At 53.5% G+C, this 21,280-nt stretch carries 12 protein-coding genes; 2 read left to right on the top strand and 10 right to left on the bottom strand.

What is annotated here, in order from left to right:
* Positions 1–617 precede the first annotated feature (617 nt).
* Genes FFM79_RS05485 through FFM79_RS05475 form a run of 3 tightly spaced genes read right to left on the bottom strand, consistent with a single transcriptional unit; the run spans position 618 to position 6,046 of the window.
* Positions 618–2,003, bottom strand: coding sequence for a glycoside hydrolase family 1 protein (locus FFM79_RS05485; RefSeq protein ID WP_137642464.1), 1,386 nt, complete (start codon positions 2,001–2,003; stop codon positions 618–620).
* A gap of 27 nt (positions 2,004–2,030) precedes the next feature.
* Positions 2,031–4,748 (bottom strand): alpha-mannosidase, encoded by a 2,718-nt coding sequence (locus FFM79_RS05480; protein WP_137642463.1) that lies wholly within the window; start codon positions 4,746–4,748, stop codon positions 2,031–2,033.
* Positions 4,749–4,756: 8 nt separating this feature from the next.
* Positions 4,757–6,046, bottom strand: a complete 1,290-nt coding sequence (locus FFM79_RS05475) for a glycoside hydrolase family 125 protein (protein WP_137642462.1) — start codon at positions 6,044–6,046, stop codon at positions 4,757–4,759.
* Between the two features lie 504 nt (positions 6,047–6,550).
* Here FFM79_RS05475 and FFM79_RS05465 point away from each other — a divergent pair.
* Positions 6,551–7,609: a GntR family transcriptional regulator gene (locus FFM79_RS05465; RefSeq protein ID WP_137642461.1), complete on the top strand. Its 1,059-nt coding sequence runs from the start codon at positions 6,551–6,553 to the stop codon at positions 7,607–7,609.
* A 4-nt stretch (positions 7,610–7,613) separates the two neighbouring features.
* Positions 7,614–9,752 (top strand): GH92 family glycosyl hydrolase, encoded by a 2,139-nt coding sequence (locus FFM79_RS05460; RefSeq protein WP_137642460.1) that lies wholly within the window; start codon positions 7,614–7,616, stop codon positions 9,750–9,752.
* A 378-nt stretch (positions 9,753–10,130) separates the two neighbouring features.
* Here the strand turns inward: FFM79_RS05460 and FFM79_RS05455 are convergent, their stop codons facing one another.
* The 7 genes from FFM79_RS05455 to FFM79_RS05425 form a co-directional block, all read right to left on the bottom strand.
* On the bottom strand, positions 10,131–11,612 hold the full coding sequence (locus tag FFM79_RS05455) for a response regulator transcription factor (protein WP_137642459.1): 1,482 nt from the start codon (positions 11,610–11,612) through the stop codon (positions 10,131–10,133).
* Entirely contained in the window at positions 11,613–13,343 is a 1,731-nt protein-coding gene (locus FFM79_RS05450) for a sensor histidine kinase (protein WP_137642458.1), read from the bottom strand.
* Positions 13,344–13,616: 273 nt separating this feature from the next.
* Complete coding sequence (locus FFM79_RS05445; protein ID WP_137642457.1) at positions 13,617–14,747, bottom strand: ABC transporter ATP-binding protein; 1,131 nt, start codon at positions 14,745–14,747, stop codon at positions 13,617–13,619.
* Between the two features lie 1,137 nt (positions 14,748–15,884).
* Entirely contained in the window at positions 15,885–16,745 is an 861-nt protein-coding gene (locus FFM79_RS05440) for an ROK family protein (protein WP_137642456.1), read from the bottom strand.
* Positions 16,726–18,471 (bottom strand): sensor histidine kinase, encoded by a 1,746-nt coding sequence (locus FFM79_RS05435; RefSeq protein WP_137642455.1) that lies wholly within the window; start codon positions 18,469–18,471, stop codon positions 16,726–16,728. Before FFM79_RS05435 ends, FFM79_RS05440 begins: the two co-directional genes overlap by 20 nt.
* Positions 18,472–19,089 carry a DUF624 domain-containing protein gene (locus FFM79_RS05430; protein WP_137642454.1) on the bottom strand — a complete coding sequence of 206 codons (618 nt, stop codon included), beginning with the start codon at positions 19,087–19,089 and terminating at the stop codon, positions 18,472–18,474.
* 18 nt (positions 19,090–19,107) lie between these two features.
* The gene (locus FFM79_RS05425) at positions 19,108–20,733 is read right to left on the bottom strand and encodes a glycoside hydrolase family 13 protein (RefSeq protein ID WP_137642453.1); all 1,626 of its coding nucleotides are present in this window, start codon (positions 20,731–20,733) and stop codon (positions 19,108–19,110) included.
* Positions 20,734–21,280 lie beyond the last annotated feature (547 nt).

The raw sequence follows: 21,280 nt of genomic DNA, 5'->3' as shown, positions 1-21,280 counted from the left end.
TCTCGATTCAAAATCAAGAGACCCTACACATTTGATTCGTCGAAACTTTGTTCAGTTTTCAAAGGTCTAATTCGTTACGTCATTTCCTTAACGCAACTTAATTATCATAACATCTCAATCAAATCATGTCAACAACTTTTTTCAAAGTTATTAACGATTAACATGTCATGGTTGCCGTGACGACAACAGAAACAATCATATCAAGGACCTAATAATAAGTCAAGGATTAATTAAAATTAATTTTAATGGTTCCCAATTAATATGCTTATCACCGCCGTTACTCGTTGCAGCAGCGTTTACTAATTTACCAATTGAAACGCCCCTTGTCAACTATTTTCGCATAAAAAAATGATTTACACCTAAAAGCGCTCACCGGCAATCGTCTAAGCGCGTTACCAGCGAGCGTTTTTCTTCAATAATCATTACTCATTATTGGAGGCTGCGACATAAGTCATAGTCTCTTGTGCGTTGCCGCATGTTAATAGCCAAAACGCGCACCAGCTAGCCGACTTTCGGCACACGCTCGCATCCGTTCCAGCTAGTCCAGTCGGCCCTACCAACGTTTACTGCCGCAACTTATCGCAGCGTTTCGGTTATCACGAGCTAACCGCAAACATTCACAGTTGATTCGTCGCACTCAGCTTCGCGTACCAGGCCGCCGACTTTTTCAACGTCTTCGTTTGCGTATGAATGTCATTTCGAATCAGACCGTAACGGTTATGGTAGGCGTGATTCCACGACCAACAATCAATCCCGCTCCAAACAAAGTAGCCCCGACAATCAGAGCCCGCCGCCATTCCTTTGGCTAGCGCCTCCAGGTGGTCCTTCATAAACGCGATCCGGTAATCGTCCTGGACGACGCCCACGCCGTTCAGGAAGCGCTCCTCACCGGCAACGCCCATCCCGTTCTCCGAAACGAACCACGGAATGTTGTGGTAGTTCAGCCGCAGGTTATCGGCAATATCCGTTAGCGCCTGCGGGTAGATTTCCCACCCGCGGTCTACGTTCATAACCCGGCCCGGCATGGCGTACTCCTTGAAGTAAATGTCGGGTAGCCAGGGCTGCAGGCTCTTCGGGCTGACGTCCGGGCGCTGCACGCGAACTGGATGATAGTAATTAACGCCCAGGACGTCGACCGGATTGGCGGCGATAATGGCGAGTTCCGCGGCGGTCGCGTCCCAGAGGACCTCGTCTTGTTTCAAGGTCGCCACCAGCTCCGCTGGAAAATGCCCGCGAACCGCCGGATCCAAGAACAGGTTGTTAGACCACAATTCCGCAAAGCGCGCGGCAGCCTGGTCCGCGGGATCCGTCGACGCGGCGTAGGCCGGTGTTAAGTTCAGAATAATCCCAATTTGTTTGGTGGTTTCGGGATACAACTGACGAAACGCCGCAATCGCCTTCGCCGACGCGAGGTTCATATTGTATGCAACCTGAACCGCCTTGGGGCCATCCGTTAAACACGGGTAGTGCCAACCGTACAAGTACTGGCCGTCCACCACCACTTTGGGTTCGTTGAAAGTGTACCAGTCGTCGACCCGGTCACCAAAGAGCTTGAAACACTGGGTGGCAAACTTAACGAATAAGTCAACGACGTGTTTAGATTCCCAGCCACCATACTGCTGATAGAGTTCAACCGGTAAATCAAAGTGGTGCAAATTTAAATACGGCCGAATCCCGTGCGCCAGCATGGCATCGATCACCCGATTATAAAAGGCCGCCCCGTCCGGATCAACTTCGCCGGTTTCAAAATCAGCAATCAGGCGCGTCCATTGAATCGACGTGCGCAGGCCCTTAATTCCCGCTTGGGCCATTAGTTCTAGATCGTGCTCATAGTCGTTATAGAAGTTGGAAGCCGTATCCGGCCCCACGCCGGCGTCAAAGGCCGCCGGGTCGGTCGCGTACCAGTAATCAAAAACGTTTTGGTGCGGTTTATGGAAGTTGCCTTCCGTTTGCGGGCCGGACGTTGCCGCGCCCCACATAAAAGTACTCGGAAATGTCGTCATGGTTTTCGTTCCTTCCATTAGATGGCGTTACTCGCAATGATCAGTTGGTTGCGAACAGTCCGCAAAAAGCAGCGTCTTAATTTCAGCCGGTGCGAGTTGATCAACGGGGGTTGCGGTTAGTGGTTCTTCAAAGAAATTAACTGCTCGTGGCGTTTGCCCGCAACATTGAACCGCTAAGTCAGTTGCCGTCTGACCCAAATTGTACCCGCGCAACGTCCAGCCAGTTGAAGCGTTGGCGCGTTTCAAGCTCGTTACCGCAAAGGTATCCGTGTTCAGTTCAAGGTACTGCCCGTTAGTCGGCAACAGCCCAGCGTGGCGGTCGGTGGCAATGACACTAAACGGCACCTGCGCGTTGCGGGCCCGTTGGTAGCTCCGGTAGCGCTGCGTTTGACTGCCGTCAGTTAGTTCCAAACTATAATGGAACGTAAAATCACCGTGACACTGGGCTTCTGGCGTTGGGAAGTAGCCCCAGTCGCCCATTTCGCCCACACACCGCAGAAGTGTTAGCGCGATGGTGTTATCGGCCGGTAAGATTTCGTATTCGTTGAGGCCGAAGTTACCGATCGTCACCCCGTCGTGGTCGTCCGCCAGGCTAGTAAAGGCTTGCTGGTGTTGGGGATTGGTCGGATTTTGCCACGTAGCAGCCGGGCGGTTGGGCCGGACAGCCGTTTCGTAGATTGAATCGGTCGCATTAACCGTTGTGTTTAAAGCGGTCGTGAACCGCACCCGTAAGCGGTGATCGTCCATTTGATTATTCAGGTGTGATTCAAATTTAATCTGGCGACTGTACTGTCCCAGCCGAATGCGGGTCGTAATCGTCAGTGGCGCAACCGTTGGGGACCGGTGTGCGGTTCTGGCCGTGATGTCGACGACCGCTTGCGCCTCCTTTGCTAAGGTGGCATCCGCCGCGACTGGAATTTGTAATTCGTTAACCAATTCAATTTCGGTCCCCACCCCGTCCGCGTGAATCAACCGGACGTGGCTTGGAAAGTCCGTCGACAAAATAGCTTGATTATCGGCCGTTTGACGGTAAATGTACTCGTTACCCATGTCGCCGGTATCTTCAAAGACCAACATTTGATGGTAACTACGGCCCGTTTCCCGGTTGGTAATCGTTAAGCTACCGTCGGCTTCAACCACTAACTTGACCCAGGCGTTGCTAATTTCCCGCGGGTTGGCTTCAACCGGTGCAATTGGTGCGGCCGGCGTTGCCGCGGCTTGTAGTGCCAGGGTTTTCCACCCGAAGGCTGGCAAGGTCGTCACACTGAACGCCAGCGTCAGGTCAATGGATTGGTACGGCACCCGAAAACCATCCTTGGGTAGGTCGTAGTGAAAATTGACCGCTTTCGATACTAAGCGGTACGGCACCGGTTCACCCTGAGCATTAACGACTTCTAGTGGTGGTAGGGCCGCCAGTTCCTGTTCTAGTTCGGCACGTTGCTCCTGAATCGTCCCGGCATCACTGAAGTTACGCCGGGCCCAAGCAACGGTCACTTCGGTCAACCCGCCCTTCGCGTAGCCACTCGTATTCACCACGATAAACGGCCGGGCACCGGGCACAAAATTATTGGTAGTAATTTTAGCTGCCAGCGTTGCCAGTGCGTCCTGAGCCACGAACCGCGCGACCTCCTGCGACTTGGCGTACCTGGTCAGCATTTCGCGGTGAACCTCATCAACGGAGCAGCCGCAAATACTATCGTGCGGGTGATTTTGGAGCAGGAGCTTCCACGCGTAACGTAGCCGGTCGTGCGGATAATCGCCGGCCGGATAAGCCATCGTCGCCAGCGGTTCGGCCTGATTTTCCAACAGGCGTTCCGTGCGGGTATTTTCCTGCTTGAGGTACACCCGACTAGAGGCCGTGTTCGCTAGCGTGTACCAGCCGTCGGTTTCCTGACTGGTCAGCTCGCCGTGAATCGTGCTGAGGTCGGCCGGCAACGTCGCGCTAAGTGCCTGCAAATAGTCCGGAAAGTTCGACTGCACGAACTCGTAATCCGGATATAACTCGTTGGCGACCTTAATCGCCGCGGTAACGTCTTGCTGGACCGGCTCGTGGTCGACCCCGTTCATCATTAATAAATTATCGGTTGACGCAAACTTCTCAGCATCCGCCAGCTTCTGGTCCCAGAACGCCTTGGCCGCCGTGCGTTCAACCGGGATTTCGTTCCCATTGCTGTACCAGTTGGCAAAGAGCAGGCCCAGAATCTTCGTCCCATCGGGGCCTTGCCACCACATCTCGGAATACTGCGACTCGTAGTCGGCGTCGCTCACCTGATTATTGAAGCCGGTCGGGGTGACACCGCGGCCAAATGCCGCCGTTTTAAGGTTAGCGAGCGCCATCATCTGCGGTGTTTGGCCCATGTTTCCGAAGGTATCCGGGAAGTATCCCAGCGACACTTCTTGGCCGTACTGACGGGCCTCGTCGCGGCCAATCACCATGTTACGCACGTTGGATTCGGGGCTAATTAAAAAGTCATCCTGCAAAATATAGAACGGCCCAATTTGTAGCTTACCCGCCCGAATCGCAGCGGCTAGTTCGGGTTTCCGTTCGGGACGGACGGCCAAGTAGTCGTCGAGGGCGATCATTTGACCATCCAAGTGAAAACTGTCAAAGTCGGGATCGTTTTTAAAGAGGTCTAAGAGGTCGTCAATCAAGGTCACTAGGCGCATGTGATGCTGTTCAAACGGCATGTACCATTCGCGGTCCCAGTGGCTATGGGAAATAATGAAGACTTTTTTCTTGGTCATGAGTTGGCCTACCTTTCAATGTTGTAGCCGAGCGTCGTGAGTAAGAGTTCGCAGTACATCATGTTCGCCCACGAGAACCATTCGCGGGTAAACTGGCGGTCATCGTCCACGTGAAACGATTCGTGCATTAAATCGGTGCCGCCGGTCGTTTCTACTAAGGTCGTCAACGCTTTGATTTGTAGGTCGCGTTGATCAGTCGTGAGTCCCTCCATCGCAATCGCAATCGGCCAAATGTAATCAACCGGCGTATGGGGGCTTCCCTGACCCGCCGCTAATCGCCCGCTATAATAGTAGGGATTTTCCGGACTTAGGAGCGTCTGGCGGGTGCGTTGGTAGTTGGCATCCATCAAATCACAGTAACCAAGGTACGGCGCGCTCAACAGGCTTGGCACGTTCCCATCATCCATGAGCTTGGCGTGGCCGAGTCCGTCCACCTCGTACGCGTACACTTTTTCGCCGTTTGCGTTTGTGGTATAGCCGTGCGTTTCAATCCCGTCCCGCACCGTGGTCTGCAACCGCTTGGCCCGGGCCACGATGGTCGGATCATCTAAAATCTCGGTAAAAATCGTTTGTAAATAACCCAAGATCACAACCGCGAACATGTTAGCCGGAACCAGGTAGCCGTATTCACAAGCGTCGTCACTCGGGCGGAAGCCGGACCAAATCATCCCGGTATCGGCAACCGGCGTCCCGCGGCCATCCCGTACCAACGTGTCCTCCGGCCGATCGACCGTCCGAATGAAGCGGTACGGCGACGTCGCGTGGTGTTGCTCAACCTCAAAGGTCGTTAGTAGTTTTTTGACACCGGTTACAAAATTAGCATCAAACTGTGCCGTCACCCCGGCGTTACGGTATAACAAGTACGCCAATTGAACCGGGTAACACAGTGAGTCGATTTCAAACTTACGTTCCCAGATCCACGGTCCCATTTCAGTCTGATCAGATTGGTGACCGTGCCCATTGGCAGTTTCATTAAAGGCGTTGGCGTACGGATCAAGCGTCATATTGAAAAACTGCCGTTGGACCACCCGGGTAATCAGGTCGGCAATCGCCGGCTGTTCGCGAGCCAACACGAGGTACGGCCGGACTTGCGCGGTTGAATCGCGTTGCCACATGGCCGGAATATCGCCGGTCAGAATAAAGGCGTAGCCCTGTTCGTCGTCGGAAATCGTGGTCGCTAACGTGTTTAGAAAAGTCTTCTGGAAAACGCGCCCTAAACGCGGGTCGCGCGGTTGGCTGAGCGCGTCGATTTGCGCGACGAACGCCTGCACTTGTGGATCAACGTAATTGGTTGTCATTTTTTCACCTCATCGATTTGATATATCATTTGCCGTCATTATACCATGGTCCACCAGATTGTCTATATCAAATTGACCCGAATTCTTCCCTTTTTTTCTCAAAAATGATATATTTACTAGGGACTTATTGCTTCCGTCAGCAGGGGGCTGCCTAACTCGTACGCCCCACCCTAATTTTCAATACCCCACAGACAAACACTAATCGTACGCTAGCCGAGAACGTGCTACTTACTATTCGCAACTGGACTCGTGGAAGAACTAGCCACGACTAGTAAATCAACCAAAAACAAACGGACTATCTAGCCAGCAGGGGGCGCGACCATGGCTCAGTGGTGAAATTATTCTTAGTCGGAAGTGGGTTGCTTCCGGCTTAGAATAAGGCTCGAATTTGAGATTGCTCAGTGATTTTCTGAGTGAGCTCAAATCGATGCCCACCACGTTCCAGCCACCCGGTCGCGCACCCTGCTGGCGGAATAATCACCATCACCAGAAAGGATGCCTTACATGCCAAAATCTGAACCACGTTACGTGACGATCTTTAATGACCTGAAAACGCAAATTACGTCGGGCGCGCTCAAAGCCGACGACCAATTACCAACCGAACTGCAACTGGCTAAAGCCTATAACGTCAGCCGGATTACCTCTAAACGCGCCCTTACCGAATTAGAAGCCCAAAACTTCATCTACCGCCAACAAGGCAGTGGCAGCTTCGTGCAACCGCACCACGCCCTGGCACCGGATAAGCAACTGCTATTCGTCCTCCCGTTTCCGGCCGACGCCGGGCTCGGCGACTACGCGTCCGGTATCAGCCAAGCGGCCAGCGAGCACGGCTACCAAGCCGTTACGATGGATACCCGCAGTTTTACCCAATTAACACCAGCCGAATTGCGCCAGAAGTACGCGGGCTTGATCTATTTACCACAGGACTTATACCAGGAAGCCGAACTGCTTTACCAACTAAAATTAGACCAGTTTCCAATCGTCCTCCTGGATAAGGCCTTTCCAGAACTCGGTCTGCCAGTCGTGACCGCCGACAACTTGGACGGCGGGCGCCAAGCGACCGCCAGTCTAATCCAAACGGGTCACCAACGGATCCTGTTCTACGCCCACAGTGACCACGGCCGGCTGCCCAGTTCCGTTTATGAGCGTTACTTTGGCTACCTGCAAGCGTTACACCAGGCGCACCTCACGCCGGTCGCGCCGATGCGGGAGCTGCCCGCACTCAACCAACTGACGGCCACGGCCTGGCTCAGCTACCTTGACAGCCACGCCGTGACGGCGATCGTTGTCGAAAACGATCTGATTGCCATCCAGCTGATGAATGACCTGCGGGCGGTTGATGCGACCATTTGGCAACGCCTATCGATCATTGGGTTTGACAACATTCAGGCCGCCAGCCTAACGTACCCCACGCTTTCAACCGTTGCGCAGGATTTTCAGGGGATGGGTCAACGCGCGGTCAAACTACTCTTAACCGCACCCACGACCCCCACAGTCGTGCACCTGCCAATTAAGCTGATTGCGCGGGAATCGACCCACGCCGCCCCACATAAGGAGGACTAATCTCATGCTGATCGACGCCATTGATATTCGCCAGGGCACCCAAAACAGCCCGGAACGCTCCCACGGAAACTGCTTACCGTACGTCGGTGTGCCGTTCGCAATGAACTACTTTAGTGTTCAAACGAACGGTGCGGCCGGTGCCTGGTTTTTTTCGCCAACCAGCCCGCGCTTTGAAGGCATCCGCTTGACCCACCAACCGAGTCCGTGGATCGGTGATTACTGTCACCTCCTACTGCACCCGGTGACCTGGGAAACCCCCACGGCTAACTTAGACCTGACTGGCAATTACCGGCCGCGCGAAGCCCGCTTTAACGCCCACGACCTGCGGGTATTCGATGACCACTTTGACGCCCTGACCAAGCTCACCCCGACCACTTACGGGGCGAGCGTTCAAACAACTTTTTACGACGGGGCGACCGCCCACCGCGGCCTTGCCATTCAGCTACCAGATCAGGGGGAATTCACCTTGACCGACCACGGTGTCCGGCTGGCAGTTACCGACTACCACGGTGGCGAGGATCCCGATTTAACGCTGTACCTTGAACTGAACATTCCCGAGCTCGATGTGAACGCTAGCGGCTACTACGACGCCGAACGGCAATGGCACGCGGCTAGTAGTGGGCGTGGACAAAAAATGACGCTCCTACTCGCCACTAAGGCGACCCGGTTGAACTGGCAGTTGGCAACTTCCTACGTTAGTTTGGACCAGGCGCGGTTAAACTTGAGCCGGATTACGCCCAAGTCCTGGGCGGCGCTCCGAAATGAAAGCGCTGACGCGTGGAACCAGTACCTCGACCGCGTCGAGGTCCACGACCACCACCCAGCCACCGTGCAAACCTTCTACAGTTGCCTGTACCGGCTGTTCCTCTTTCCGCAGCGTTTTTACGAACTCGACGCTCACGACCAGCCCGTCCATTACGATACGACGGCTAAGCAGGTCAAACCGGGCATTTTATATACCAATAACGGTTTTTGGGATACGTCCAAAACGGTTTACAGTCTCTTTTCCATTTTGGCACCGGAACTACTGCCCCAATTTTTACGCGGCTTTTTAACTAGCTACCAAGAAACCGGCTACCTGCCGCGCTGGCTCGCACCAGACGAACGCGGGATGATGCCCGGCAACCTCGTCGACTCAATCATTGCGGAGTGTGCCGTCAAGGACCTCGCGCCCGAATTAATGCCGCAACTCCTCGTTGCCATGAAGGATAGCGATGCTAAGCCGGCTAAGGGTGACCGTTACGGCCGCCAGGGGAGTGCGGATTATGACCAACTCGGCTACGTGCCGGCCGACCGCTACCCCGAAAGTGTCAACTGGACGCAGGACTACGCTTACAGTGATTACTGTATTAGTCAGGTCGCCGCTAGTTTGCAGCAGCCCGAACTAGCCGCCAAATACCGGCGGCTTTCCAAGCGTTACCTCAACTTGGTCGACCGCGCTTCCGGCTTTTTACGCCCGAAAAATGCTAACGGTCAGTTTAAAGCCAACTTTGCGCCCGACCGCTGGGGCAGCGATTACACCGAGGGCAGCGCGTGGCAAAATAGCTTCAGCGCCTACCACGACATTCCCGGCCTGATCGCCGCGCTGGGGGGCCCCGACCGCTTCGACGCCCAACTGAGCGCCCTGTGCAACACCCGTCCCAGCTACCAAGTCGGCGGCTACGGGATGGTCATTCACGAAATGGCCGAAATGGCGGCGGTCGACTACGGCCAGCTGGCAATCTCCAATCAGCCGAGCTTCCACTTGCCGTACCTGTTCACTTATTGCGGTCATCCCGAAAAGACCCAGGTAACGGTCAAGCAGCTCCGCAAGTTGTTCAACGCCGGTTTCACCGGCTTTCCGGGCGATGAAGATAACGGTTCGATGGCCGGTTGGTTCATCTTTGCCTGTTTAGGGTTTTACCCGGTGTGTCCGGCCGATGCAACTTACGTGCGCGGCATTCCGGCGTTTGACCGAGTTATTTTACACTTACCGGACCACGATGTGACGCTCACAACCGCGAACAATCACGACCACAATAACTTCGTGACTAGTTTTGCGATCGATGGTCAGCCCCACGAAGCGCTGACACTGACCCACGCGGACTTATTGAAGAGTACCAACATCGTAACGCGGTTAGGTTTGGTGCCGAACCCGGCTTAGTCCGTAGTTATTCAAATAACACTCATCCTAATTGGTACTTATATTGCCGCCAGCAGCGGGGATAACCGGTTGGCTGGAACACTGCAGGCATCGATTTGAGCTCACTCAGAAACCCACTGAGCAATCTCAAATTCGAGCCTTATTCTAAGCCGAAAGAACCCCACTTTCGACTAAGAATAATTTCGCAGTTGAGCCATGGTTATCCCCGCTACTGGCTAGGCTAGCCTTAATATTAATTATCACGATTTACTTTAGCTCAGTTGGATTTGATGCAGATAGTTACGTGAAGTGCCTACTAAGTTAAGAGTAGCTTGCTGTTCATTTTGACAATCATAAAAAACGCTTGCCAATCGAAATGATTGACAAGCGTTTTTTGAATCAGTGCGCCGGCTGCTTATGCCGAAGCGCTTGCTGCCGGTACTCCTTTGGTGAAATATCGCAAATCACCCGGAAGTTTTTGTAGAAGTAGCCGCTATTCGTGTAACCAATCGCCAGCGCAATGTTGGTGATGCTGTCATCGGTATTCACGAGCAACTGCTTAGCTTGGTCGATTCGGTACTGGTTGAGGTACTTGGAAAAACTCGTGTGGACCTCTTTTTTAAACAATTGGCCGAGGTATACCGGGTTCAGGTGCAGGCGTTCGGCAATTTGCGTGAGCGACAGGTCCTGGGCGTACTCCTTGGCAACGATGTCGACGACCCGGTTGATGTTTTGCGAGAAAACATACTGCTGCTTAGGCTCGTAGGTCGCAATCATCGTAACGATCGCATCTTCCAACACCGCTAGCGTGGGCGCGTCGTCGACCGCCGCCAATTGTTGCTCATAGTCTTGATTACTCAACGTTTGGTGGTTACTGAGGACGTTTAAAATCAAGAAGGCGACCTGGCGCGCGTAGGACGGTGCGACGTGTTCGGCACTTAGTTTAGCAAACATCGCGTGGACTAGCGCAGTCATCTCGTCGCGGTCGTCAGCCGCCAGCGCTTGCTTAAAGGCATCGAGTGAAATTTTGGGTATTTCAGCTTGGCGGAGCCATTCCACCCGGCGCGCGCCCGAAAGAAACGGTGCCCGGTCCTCGTAGAATTGGTACAATTCCGCGAGCGTTTGGGCCTGTTCCAAACTATCCGCTAGTTTCGCCAGCTGGCTCACGCGTTGACCGACCGTTACGAAGGCCTTACCACTGATCAACTGGGTTGCCTCCAGCTGGCGCACAAACTGGTTTAGCAGCGTATGGCTGCCAACAAATACAATCATCAGTTGATTTTGACTACTATAATAGAGCTTTTGACGCTGCTCCCGGCAAGCTTGCGCAAGGGCTTCCAAATTCGTCACTTGGTTGTAGCAAACCATTGTAAATTTAGTTTGATCCGGCGCCACCCCGGCACTCGCCAATAACTGGGCCGTCTGCGCGGCGTTCAGCTCCTGCGCAACTAGGCGTTCAGTTTGCATTTCCAAATAGTAGCGCTGGGTCGCGTCAGCTTGTTGCCGCTGTTCTAGGCGCGCTTGAACCTGTTTTAACACCCGTTCAAGTTCATGCGCGTCGATCGGCTTAACGAGGTAGTCGACGGCGCCTAACCGTAAGGCCTGCTTAACATAATCAAATTCTTGATAACCAGATAAGACAATCACAATTGGCGGTTGCGGCAGCGTTTCGAGCCCCCGCATGAGGTCAATCCCCGTCATTTCGGGCATCCGCACGTCGGTAATCACCAGGTCAACCGGTGCTTGCTTGAACGCGGTCAGCGCCTGTTTGCCGTTGCGCGCGGTTTGCACGATTTCGAAACCGTACTGCCCCCAATCGACAATCTTCGCCATGCCCTTTAAAATCATGTATTCATCATCCACAATCATGACACGATGCACTTAATCCACCCTCTTTTCAAAAATCAATTCGACCGTAACGCCCCCCTGCGCATTCGTTTGAATGGTTAGTTGGGCGCGGTCCCCAAAGGTCCCCTGCAAGCGCTCGAAAACGTTGTGCAGGCCGATACTACGCTGCGTTGACTCCGATTCTACGGTCTGCGGTTGGGCCAATTGGGCACGCACCGCGTGCAACCGGACTGGTGAAATCCCGCGGCCGTTGTCGGTGACCCGCAAGTGCACGTCCGCGCCATCCAGCCACGCCGTGACGTCGACGGCGTTATCCGTGCGCGCATAATCAATGCCGTGCGCGAAATAGTTTTCGACGAGCGGCTGGAGAATAAATTTCGGAATCACGAGTTGTTTTAATTCCGGCGCGATGCGTAACCCGTAAGCAATTTGGTCCGGAAAACGCATTTGATATAAATAAATATATTTTTCGATAAAAGCAACTTCCCGTTCAAGCGTGGTCGTCGGCGACTGATCCGTATTATTACGCAGGAGCGCCGCAAACGCGTAAACCACGTCCGCCAGCTCGGTCTGATTGGCCGCAACGGCGTACATCCGAATGTATTCCAAGGTGTTATACAAAAAATGGGGCTGAATTTGCGACTGTAAGGCCCGCATGTTGGCGTCCTTCTGGGCGAGCTGCAAGTGATAAATTTGATAAATATAATGATTGATTTCATCGAGCATTTGATTCAGCCCGTTCGCTAGCACTTGCAGGTCGCCAGTTTGATGCGGCACCGGCATTCGGACGTCGAGGTTGCCGTGCCCCACTTGCCGCATAGCGGCAATCATGGCCGTAAACCGCGCCCGGTAACGGCGAAAAGTCCCCCAGAGACCGCCAATCAAGACGAGGTCGATTGCTAACGCGATGGCTGCAAAGCGTAAAATGAGTCGCTGCTTGCGCTGACGTAAGTAATCGCGGCCGGTCAACGCAATAATCTGATGGCCATTCGGCAAGCGCACGTGGCGCAACCGGTACGTCGCCCGCAACTGGTGCAGGGAGCGCTGACTGTCGACTAGCGTTTGTTGGGCGGCCGTCGTAGCCGTGTTCAGCTGCCGCTTAGAAACGGCCGGCCCCCGGTAGCGGTATAGCGGCGTCCCGTCCGCCGCCAGTACCAACACCTGCAACCCACGGGCGTTGGCGACGTGCGCTAACGCCCGCGTTAACGGTTGCGTCGCGTAAACCAGGTAGAGGTTGCCGTACGACGTTGGTTCGGTATTATTAACAAAGGTGTAGTGAAAACTAAACTGACTGCCTAAATCCGGCGGGGTCAGCGTCCGCTGACCCTTAGTTTGCTGGCGCGTACTGACGAAGGCGTGCTTCGAATCACTCATCGTAATCACCATTTTTTTAATTGCGGTGTTCCCCGCAAACACCTGCGCCGACTCGGTCGGCAAGTAGTAAAACAAATCGTCTTGCCGGTGAGCGCGACTATAAGCCAAGTACTGGCCCGCGCTCAACTGAAAGTACTGGTACAAATTATCCATCTGCCCGCTGGTACTGGTCAGTCGCTGCCCCGTATCGCGGACTTCCCGGTCGTTCGCGACCACCTGATCAGTCACCTTATCCATCCCGTTGATCAAACTGGTCGTGACGTCGCGCTCCAACGTTTTCAGCGTCATCCAGCTAATTAAAGTGACAAACGAACCAATCACAACGGTTAGTAATAGTGCGTAATAAATCATCAAATTCAATAAATTATAATTGCGACAAAACTTCACCATGTTCGTTGCGCCCCCCGATTAACGTTTCAAAACCGCCCCCTGCATAAATTTGCTAAACCGCAGTCACAAATTGCTAGCGTTTTCAAAAATTAATGTCAAGCTTAAAAAAGTGAGTTCAAGTTTATAATAAATATAATTCACAGCATTAACCAGTAAAGGCGCTCGCAGTTTTGCACGCGAGCGCCTTCCGTAACCAACGTTTGTTAATTACCGTTACTTTGCTTAATTCCCACCGGCTAGCCGGATTATACTACTATTCTTGGGGGTTGCGGTTTACGCCGGATTTTCCTCGGCTTCATCCAACATAATTGAATTTTGCGTTTCCTTATCAAAGAAGTGCGCCTTATTAATATCAAAGCCCATGTCTACGACCGAACCCGGCTGATGAAAATCACGGGCATCAACGTTAGCCACAAACTCAGTGTCACCAACCTGACTGTACAGCTGACTAGTTGCCCCGAGCAATTCGGACACGTTGACAGTCGCCTCCACCGTTTGGTCCGGCCAGGTTTTAATAAAGATTTCTTCGGTATGGATATCCTCCGGGCGAATCCCAAACACGATGTCCTTGCCGTTGTATCCCCGCTTATCAAGGACCTTCGACATCCCCTCCGGAATGTGTAGGTGCACACCCTTATGGTCATCAATCACGCCGTCCTGATAACTCACGTTGAAAAAGTTCATCGCCGGCGACCCAATGAAGCCCGCCACGAACATGTTCCGTGGTTGGTCATAAATTTCAGAAGGCGAGCCAATTTGTTGTACTTCCCCGACCGACATCACGACGACCCGGTCCGCCATCGTCATCGCTTCGGTCTGATCATGGGTCACGTAAATCGTGGTCGTTTCCAAGCGTTGGTGTAACTTCGCAATTTCCGCCCGCATGGACACCCGGAGCTTAGCATCCAAGTTTGAAAGTGGCTCGTCCATTAAGAAAATCGGCGCATCGCGGACAATCGCCCGCCCTAACGCGACCCGCTGCCGCTGCCCACCAGACAAGTCGGCGGGTTTGCGGTCCAAGAAGTCGGTCAATCCTAAAATTTTCGCTGCTTCCTGCACGCGTTTATCGATATCTTCCTGACTATATTTCCGTAACTTCAGTCCAAACGCCATGTTACCCGCCACCGTCATATGCGGATACAGGGCGTAACTTTGAAAGACCATCGCGATGTCGCGATCCTTCGGCGGCACGTCGTTCATCAACTTACCACCAATCTTCAACTCGCCCTTACTAATTTCTTCCAGCCCAGCAATCATCCGCAAAGTGGTCGATTTCCCGCAACCAGACGGACCAACGAAAACAATGAATTCCTTATCCTGAATGTGCAAATCAAAGTCGTTAACCGAGTTCTTATCCGAATTCGGGTAGCGCTTATAAATGTGATTCAAGTCAATCTTAACCATTCTAATTCCCGCCTTTCAGTCTCAGTACCAATTACTTTTTCAGTTTTCTAATTGCTTTAAGTGTAATTGAAACCGCTCCCATCCACCATGGACACCCTGCCCAAAAAGCGCCGCCCCGTTCGGCCAACTGCCCAAAAGTTAACCGACTTTTAGTAGATTTGTATTTGTTCTGGAAAAATCTAGCTTAATTATCGTCAGCAGGTTATCGTCCTAGGCCGCCCTGCAAGGGCCCCGGCATAAATAGGCAATAATACGTCTGACTGCCGCCAGCAGGGGGCCGCGACCGGTTGGCTGGAACGTGGTGGGCATCGATTTGAGCTCACTCAGAAAATCGCTGAGCAATCTCAAATTCGAGCCTTATTCTAAGCCGGAAGCACCCCACTTCCGACTAAGAATAATTTCACCACTGAGCCATGGTCGCAACCCCCTGCTGACTAGGTTAGTAGTTCGAATTGATTAAGCGGAGAACTATTTTAGCGGGGCTAGTTCATTCATCAGAGGCCGGGATAATACTAACTTTCTGGCTGGTTAAATCGCACCAGTCTTAGACCGCGCTGGGGCCACGATTAGGGGCTTGGTATTCGGTCAGTCCTCCGAAATACTTAGCAACCAATCGAAAACTAATCACTGTTAAAAAAAAGAAACATTCGCTTGTCAGAATCTATGTACTTAGTACCATGGCACCCGCCTTGGTAGCCCTCGACTTCATAGTTAAGCAAGTCAATCCCAATACGTGGGCTACCGGTCATCTCAGTGGACACTTCCACTGACCAAATACTCGACTTACGACTACTAAGGATGACCGAGCTTTAATTGAATTGAGCCCGGGAATCGCACCTTGAACGTCACGGTCGCTCCGTTCTCGTTGGGTACCACGATCATTGCCGTGATGCCAACCCAGCCCTGCGAGGGCCCCGGTAAATGCTCAGCTGTGTCGATTCACTTGGCAAGCGTCGTTGGCTTGCTTAGTGAATGGCCGGTGTTTAAGACGCGGGTTGTCGGCTTAAACCCGTGCCCACAGCGTTCCAGCGTTATGCCGGGGCCCTTGCAGGGCGGCCCAGGACGACCAGACCAATAAAGCATCCTAAAAAAATACCACCAACCTATATAAAGTCAGGTTAGTGGTATGAATAATAATTAGATTAAGGTGGCCGCCAACGCCCAATCGCCGACCGTGGCGGAGGCATTGTCCGCGAAGTGGCTGTGGACGATCAAATTGTCTGGAATTTGAACGTAGCCGTTATTGAGCTGGTCGAAGTACTCGCGGACCCGCGGCATGTCGTCGTCGCCAATCACCGAACCGCCAAAAATGATTTTTTCGGGAGTGAGGTTGACGTAAGCGTTGAACGCCATTTGAGCGGCGTAGTAATCAATGAAGTCAAAGACCTGGTTGTCGCGGTCCAAGTTTTCACCGCGAATACCCGTCCGGGCTTCAATCGTTGGGCCGGCCGCGACCCCTTCAAAGCAGTGGTTGCCGTGGAACGGGCAGCCGCCTTCGTAATGGTCGTCCGGGTGCATGATGACCGGCGCATGGCCCATTTCGAGGTGGGAATAGCCGCCAATAAAGTGGCCGGCTTGGATTGCGCCCCCACCAATACCAGTGCCGATGGTAAAGTAAACGGCAGAGTCAACGTTTTCGGCTTCCCCCGAAACGGATTCACCGTAAATCGAAGCGTTAACGTCAGTTGTAAAGTAGATTGGCACGTGTAGCGCGGCGGTTAGAATTCCAACGATGTCGGTGTTGGCCCAGCCGGGTTTCGGCGTTGCTAAAATGTGGCCGTATTCCTTAGTACCGTGCTTAATCCCAATTGGGCCAAAGGAACCGAGGCCGATTGCATCGACCGGATTTTCTTTAAAGAAGTCGATGCAGGCCGCCAACGTTTCGTCGGGCGTCGTCGTTGGAATCCGCTTCTTCGTGATCAACTCAAAGCGGTCGGACCCGACCGCTAACACAAACTTAGTCCCGCCCGCTTCAATACTACCTAATTTTTTCATCATGCTTACCATCCTCACTAGTTTCATTTTTTGTATTATTATGATCGTTAAATTGGAGATCCACCTGGACGCCCTGCGGTTCGTTGTGCCGAACCGTCATTTGAAAGGACGCCCCAAAATAGTCGGCCATCCGTGAATAAACGTTTTGCAGTCCAATCGACTGATGGCCGGCGGTATCAAATGGGACCCGCATCCGCTGGTTGATTGCGGTTAATTCATCGCTGGTCAAATCGTGCCCGTTGTTACGAAGCCGGATATAAATGCGGGCGTCTTTCCGCCAGGCTTTTACACTGATGGCGTTGTCGTTACGAGTAAAGTCGATGCCGTGGACGAAGTAGTTTTCGACTAACGGCTGCAAGCTAAACTTCGGTAACTGGACGGCCGCCACGCTAGGATCGACGTCGAACTGGTACGCGAACTGATCTGGAAAACGCACTTGGTACAAAAAGACGTACTTTTCGACGAAGCTCAGTTCCTGACTGATCGTGGTGCGCGGCGATAAATCGGTGTTGTTGCGCAGCAGGGCCGCAAAACTGTACACCACGTTGGCGAGTTGCGGTTGGTCGGCGTCGAGGGCCGCCATCCGAATATATTCCAGCGTGTTGGACATGAAGTGCGGGTTGATTTGCGCCTGTAACGCCTTGCGATCGGCTTCCTGCTGGGCAATTTGAAGCTGATAGATCGTGTAAATGTGCTGGTGAATTTCCGTCAACATCGCGTTAATGCCCGCTGCCAGCGTGTGTAGGTCGCTCGGTTTTAGGTCAACTGGGACCCGCGCATCGAGGTCGCCGTCGGACACCTGTTTTACGGTGGCGACGATCGTGTCGAGCTGGTGTTGGTAGCGCCGAAACGTTAGCCACAGCCCCACGCTTAGGCCGAGCAGGAGCCCGACGCCAAGTAGGAGCAGCGGTAGCGCCCGCCCAAGCAGGAGTGACCGCAACGTGGTCCGATTAATGGCCATCGTGAGGCGGTAATTGCTGGCAAGGCGTTTGCGCGTTACACGGTAGCCGGCCAACCGGCTTAAACGGTCGTCGTGAAGCGCTTGCATAAATTGGCGCTTTTGAGTGGCCGTGACCGCCGGGCCCCCGAAATAGAACGCATCTTCGTTAGCAAGCGACTGAACCGCAATCTGAAACGAGCGGGCCGCTGGCAGTTGGTGGAGCTGGCGGATGAGCGCCCGCTGATTAAAGCTCACGCTCACCACCCCGTCGACTTCTAAAGTATACGGGTTAACGAGCGGTGCGCGCAAGGCGTTTGGTTGGTGAACGTCCTTTTCTGAGTATAACGCACCACCGGGCCGTTGGGCAGTCGCAATAAAAACTTTTTTGTGATTGGTTAACCGGACGGTCAGCTGTTGCACTTGATCATACTTGATAAACAGTTGCCGACTTTCAGTGGGCCAAAAGAAGTACGGCGTGCCACGTAAGCTTTGATCAATGGCGTAGTTACTGTACTGCGCGATACTCGCCGTAAAGTAAGTTTGCAGGCTCGGCAGGTGCCCCTGCGTGTTAGTCGCAAACTGGTCAACAATCTGCTGATTCTGGGCTAGCGTTTGGCTAACTTGGCGTTCAGCCGTACTTTCGGCCTGCTTGATTTCGGCGGTGGTCGTCGCGACCCGGACCGTAACAAAAATCAGGGTCGCCACGATGACCAACACCGTACTAATTAACGTATAGCACTTGATCAGGTTCGCAAAGCTGGCTTGCCGGGCGCGCTCGGACCAGGGCATTTACCCGGCCCCAAGCTGCTGGTCGACCTTGGCGTACCACTGGTGGGACAAAATGTCCGCCACGACCACGTAAATGCCGGGACTCAGAAACAGGATCATCCCCGGCCATTTGAGTGAAATCAGGATGAGCACCCCGGTCATGATGATGAAGCCGAGGAGTTGCATGAAATTGTTGAAAAATTGAACGATGGCTAACTTCACCGCGTTTTTAAAGCTGACGGCGTACCGCGAGCGGGTCATTAGCGTAAAGATGGCTAAACAGAAATCGAAAATCAGGGCGGCCACGATGATGAACTGCACGAAAACTAACCAGTAGGCCCCCTTAATGGTCGTGCTTAGGTAAAGATTATAGGCGAGCACCAAACCGGCCCCTAAAAAGAGCCAGGTATGGGCGTTGATCCGCCAAAAGTCCGTCCGGAAACGGCGCCAGCCCTTTTTAAGCCCGTATTCGTGGTAGTCCCACTGACCGTCCATGTAAAGTTCGGTGACCGTACGGGCGGCCGGGCCAATTCCGAAAATCAGCAAGCCGGCACAGGCAAACAGCCAAAAATAAATCGTCATAATAAAAACGATAAAGACCCGGGTAAAAATTTTATCAGCAGCGCGTCCAATTGCCATGGTGGATTCCCCCTTAAATTAAATCAGTGCGACGATCATGGCTTCGTAGGGTCGGAGTTCGACCGTCCCGAGGCCGTCCGGATAATCCGGATAATTTGATAAGATTAAGCGCGTTGGCTGCTCTGGCAACGTTACGGTAACCGGTTCGGCACCAAAATTGGTACAAATCAACCAGCAAACGCGCCCCCAGGAACGGGTGTAGGCAAATACTGGTTCCGGCACGGCCGTCAGTTCGTTAAAGGTCCCGCGCTGTAAAACTGGGTTCGCGCGCCGTAGCGCAATCAAGCGTTGGTAGGTCGCAAAAATGGAAGTGGACGCTTGCCGGTCCGTCGCCACGTTGATGGCGGGATAGTTGGCGTTCACCGCTAACCACGGTTGCCCGCTCGTAAAGCCCGCGTTAGCCCGGCCGTCCCACTGCATCGGCGTGCGGGCGTTGTCGCGACTAAAGCGGTTCAGTTTCGTGAGGGCTGCGGTTGGCGCGTCCCCTTCCGCCAGTAACTGGCGATAAATGGTTCGCGCTTCAACGTCGTTGACCGCCGCGATGGTGCTCACCGGACAGTCCGTCATCCCGATTTCTTCCCCCTGATAAACGTAGGGCGTGCCCTTCAACCCGTGCAGGGTGATTGCCAGCATTTGCGCACTCCGTACCCGCCAAGTACCCGCCGCGCCAAAGCGCGAAACGGCCCGCGGCAAATCGTGATTGCTCCAAAACAGGCTGTTCCAGCCCCGCGTCGCCAAGGTCGTTTGGCAGGCGTACAGCGCGGCCTTCAGCCGACCAACGTTGAGCGGCCGCACCGCCCACTTAGGACCGCCGAGTTGCCGGTCGGCCCAGAGGTGGCCAAACTGAAAGATCATGCTGAGTTCTTGATGAGCGGCGTCGCTGTATTGCAGCGCATCCACGGGACTGGCGCTCCAAGCCTCCCCGACCGTCAAAACGTCGCGGTCGCCCCAGGTGGCCCGGTTCATCTCGTGGAGGTAGTCGTGCAGGTGCGGCCCGTTAACCAGTTGCTTTTGAAACGGCCGCTTGCCGAGCATGTCGACCACGTCCAGCCGAAACCCCGCCACCCCCTTGGCCAGCCAAAAATTAATCATCCGATAAACCGCGTGCCGCAAGCGCGGACTTTGCCAGTTTAAATCGACCTGCTTGGCAGAAAAGAGGTGGAGAAAATACTGCTGACTGGCGGCATCCAACTCCCAGGCGGACCCCCCGCTAAAATCAGATTGCAAATCGTTCGGCGCCTGCCCGTCGACTGGGTCGGACCACACGTAGTAGTCGCGGGTCGCCCCAGCCGGATCGGCTTTAGCGTTTACGAACCAGGGGTGCTCGTCACTAGTATGGTTAAGGATCAGGTCCATGACGACTCGAATGCCGTGGGCTTTTGCCGCCGTAATTAACGCGTCCATGTCCGCCATCGTCCCGTATTCGGGATTAATGGCTTCGTAATCCGCAACGTCGTAACCATTATCCGCGTTTGGACTACGGTAGACGGGGCTGAGCCAGATGGCACCCACGCCTAGTTCTTGTAAATAATCTAAGCGACTGATAATCCCTTGTAAGTCGCCGATGCCATCACCATCACTATCTTGAAAACTCCGCGGATAAATCTGATACACCACGGCTGATTGCCACCACGGTTGCCCCATGTGGACAGCCCCCTTTCTATGTTTCTGTAACTCTATATTTATATATTTTTATAGATTTAGTATTAAACTGCCACTACATCCCCCACTGCCGCCCTGCAAGGGCCCCGGCATAACGCTGGAACGCTGTGGGCACGGGTTTAAGCCGACAACCCGCGTCTTAAACACCGGCCATTCACTAAGCAAGCCAACAACGCTTGCCAAGTGAATCGACACAGCTGAGCATTTACCGGGACCCTCGCAGGGCTGGATTGGCATCACGGCAATGATCGTGGCACCCAACTAAGCCCTTAAGAGTTAATTTCCATTTTTAAAAGTGAACAACCTTAATGACCAGGAAATTCAGCCCGTTAAAATAAGGCGCCGCTCAATCGTCTCAAACCACTAACCTAGCCAGTAGGGGTTTGCGACCATGGCTCAGTGGTGAAATTATTCTTAGTCGGAAGTGGGTTGCTTCCGGCTTAGAATAAGGCTCGAATTTGAGATTGCTCAGTGGTTTTCTGAGTGAGCTCAAATCGATGCCCACCACGTTCCAGCCAACCGGTCGCAG

The sequence above is a fragment of the Lactiplantibacillus modestisalitolerans genome (assembly GCF_005405425.1).
Taxonomy (GTDB): domain Bacteria; phylum Bacillota; class Bacilli; order Lactobacillales; family Lactobacillaceae; genus Lactiplantibacillus; species Lactiplantibacillus modestisalitolerans.
The sequence above is the reverse complement of the archived record's forward strand: the minus strand, read 5'-3'. Positions and strand labels throughout refer to the sequence as shown.